Origin of the sequence: Candidatus Frankia nodulisporulans (assembly GCF_902806475.1) — a bacterium.
Lineage (GTDB): Bacteria > Actinomycetota > Actinomycetes > Frankiales > Frankiaceae > Frankia > Frankia umida.
Genome location: NZ_CADCWS010000376.1, coordinates 1 through 2,977, shown reverse-complemented (window position 1 = coordinate 2,977; position 2,977 = coordinate 1). Strand labels below are relative to the sequence as shown.

The 2,977-nt window shown below is 72.1% G+C and carries 2 protein-coding genes; one reads left to right on the top strand and one right to left on the bottom strand.

Going from position 1 to position 2,977, the window contains the following annotated elements; all coding sequences use genetic code 11:
* Nucleotides 1-198 precede the first annotated feature (198 nt).
* Nucleotides 199-441 carry a DUF6158 family protein gene (locus G6R24_RS19875; protein WP_163550678.1) on the top strand — a complete coding sequence of 81 codons (243 nt, stop codon included), beginning with the start codon at nt 199-201 and terminating at the stop codon, nt 439-441.
* A 72-nt stretch (nt 442-513) separates the two neighbouring features.
* On the opposite strand, the gene G6R24_RS19870 is transcribed toward G6R24_RS19875, so the two are convergent.
* Complete coding sequence (locus G6R24_RS19870; RefSeq protein WP_225438812.1) at nt 514-2,439, bottom strand: substrate-binding and VWA domain-containing protein; 1,926 nt, start codon at nt 2,437-2,439, stop codon at nt 514-516.
* Between the last annotated feature and the right edge of the window lie 538 nt (nt 2,440-2,977).

Sequence of the window (2,977 nt, the reverse complement as noted above, 5' to 3'; positions counted from 1 at the left end):
GGTTCCCGTCCTCGCCCGGTAGGGCGGGGAACCGCGACCGGGTATCTCCCTCGATCCATGCCGGACGGCTTGGCGCTCGCGGATGGCTTGGCTTGGCCTGGGCCGGGTGGGTCAGCCGGGTGAGGCCATAGGTGTGGTCTTTGGGTGAGCGCCGGTTCTGGTGAGCTACATCAAACCGACGGCGGGTACACCGAAGAAATGACGCATCGACCCGAAGGCATCCCGGCTCCCGCACTCGCCGACGGCGACCTGACACGCGAGCTGCAGCATCTGCACCGAACCCGTCATGACGCATTCCTCACCGGCAGCGAGGACGCGTTCGAGACCCACACCGCGCGCATGCTCGAGCTTGAGCAGGAGTACCTGCGCCGGTTCCCCGACGCGGCCAGCCCCGACCCGCTGCGCACCCGCGCCGGCCGACGACGAGCGGCCGGAGTCTGACCCACGGCCGGCCGGCGAGAGACCGCCGGGTGACGCCCGGCCGGGTCATGGCGCGTGGCCGGGCGGGGCTGGTCAGTGGGCGGTGGTGAGGGTGTCGGCGTAGATGCCGAACAGGGCGGTGGCATCGGGTGCGACGTAGGCCCGTCCGCCGGTCGCGGCGGCCAGACGTTGCAGGGCGGTGGCGTTGGCCGCCGGATCGCAGCCGATGATGATCAGGCGGACGGGGTGTGCCGCGTCGTAGCCGGCGTGCAGCCGCTCGACGGTCTGCTCGAGGGTCGGCTCGCCCGAGGCCAGGGTGTCGGAAGCGTCCCGGCCCGCACCGCCGGAACCGACCGTCCCGCCGGAACCGGTCGGGCCGCCGGTGGGGTCGTCGAGGATGCCGTCGGTGATCACGATGACTTCGTTGAGTCGGCCCGGGGTGAAGTGCCGCTGGCGGTCGTGGACGGCGGCGAGGACCGTCGAGTAAAGGGTGGTGGCGCCGCCGGTGCGCAGTGACCGGGCGAGGGAGGTCAGCTCGTCGAGGTGCGTGCCCGCTCCGGTCGAGGCGGGGGCGGCAAGACTCGCCATCGGCGAGAGGACCCGATGGCCCTCGGGCAGGGCACCGGCGGACTGCCAGATCTCGAGGTCGCTGGTCGGGCCGATCACCTGGAGGCCGGCCACGGCGGTGTCGGACGCGGCCTGAAGGCGGGTCCGGCCGGGCTGGTCGGTGAGCGGTAGACGCATCGAGGCGGAGGTGTCGAGGACGGCGACCGCGGCGCCGCGCTGTCGGGCGTGCCGGAAGAACCGGCGGGCGGTGCCCAGCACGCTGTCGGAGGCGTCGACGCCGGCGACCTTGGGCGCGGTGGTGCGGATCCCATCGGTGATCGTGAGCTTGTCGGCGAGGCTGGCCGGGTCGTCGCGGCCGGCGAGTTCGGCGGGGGTGCGCAGGCCGGCGTCCGAGAGGGTCTGGCGTCCGGTGTCGGTGCCGAGGTAGTCGAGGAAGGACGCGGCGACCGTGCGTTTGGCATCCGTCTCGGACGTGTGGGTCAGCACGATGTACGGGACGCTCGCGGTGAACGTCCCGTCGGACGGGTACTGGGCGACGAGGGTGCCGCCGCGGCTCGCCTGGTTCATGGAAGCGGTCAGGCTCCGGTTGTAGGCGATCACGTCCGATTCGAGTGCGGGGAAGGCGGACGGGGGCCGTCCACCGCCGGGAACGGAGGTGGCGCGCTCGGCGTCGAACAGCAGGCTGTCGTATGTCGGCAGCCAGGTCGCCAGGCGTTCGAGGCGGACGGTCGTGGCCTGCGCGGTCCGGTCCTGGTCGAAGGTGCCGGTGGACATGTCCGCCGGGGCGATGCCGCGGGCCGCGCTGACGATACCGATCACCGCCCGCAGTCCCGCCGCCGACGAGTCCGGGTTCGCCATGTCGAAGCGGAAATCGCCCCAGGCCGGCTGGCCCCGCGTCGCCCAGAACCCCGGGACGCCCGCGTCGGCGGCGAGTTCCGCCCAGGTCAGGTGGTGTTCCGGCCAGCCCAGATGCTGCGCCATCTCACGGGGCATCGCGATCACCACCGGGGACGCGGCGATCGTCGTCGCCCGCAGCGGGAGTTTCGGCGCGGCCGAGGCCGACTCCTGCCCGAGCGCCAGCCAGTCACTGGACTCGGGAATCCACACGTCCGGGATGCTCGCCGCGGACGGACTGGCGCGGGCCACCGCGTCCAGGGTCCGGTCGGAGGGCGCCGCCTGCACGCGGATGGTCGGGCAGGGACCGTTCTGATCACCGTGGGCCCGCTCGTAGGCGGCGGCCAGCGCGCGCACCGGCACGGCCAGCGAGGGTGCGGTGGTGATCGTCAGGTCGGTGCGTGGAGTGCCGTCCGCGCAGGTCGAAGGATCACTACCGCCGAGGATGGACGCCACGGCGAAGGTGGCACCAGTGATCAGCAGCGCCGTCGGCACCAGGATCAGCAGACCGTTGACCGCCGCACGCCGCCGTTGCGACGGCGGTCCCTGCCGCCGCACCGCATCCTGATCGCCAAGCGGAGCGGGCTCACCGAACGCGGTCCGAACACCGAAGACGCCTCCGGGTTCCGGCGTGGGCCGCGCGCCGAACAGTGGCCTGGGTTCCGGTGCGGCCTGTAAGCTGAACGGCGCCTTGGGTTCCGGCGTCGGCTGTACGCCGACGGTGGTCTGAAAATCGACGGTGGTCTGAGGATGCTGTCGCGTCTGAGGATGCTGTCGTGTGGCCGGATCGCCGGGCGCGGCAGAGCGGCCTCGCGACCTGTGCCGGGCGCCGGATACACGAAATCCTTCCTCCGGGCTACGCCACCGCCCCGTCGCGACAGTGTGTGTCAGGACGGGACGGTGCACCCACCGTGAGATCTCGCCGTCACCTCGTCGGCTGACGACTCTTCCACGGTGCCAGCGCCGGATCGCGGGACAGCGAATATGCGCATTCCGGGGTCAGCCGTTGTTCTTCCGTTTCAGCTGTCGTCGCGGCGGTGTTCTCGCTGACCAGCGGCGTTCTCGCCGACCAACGGACTGCCGCCTGGCCGCCGGT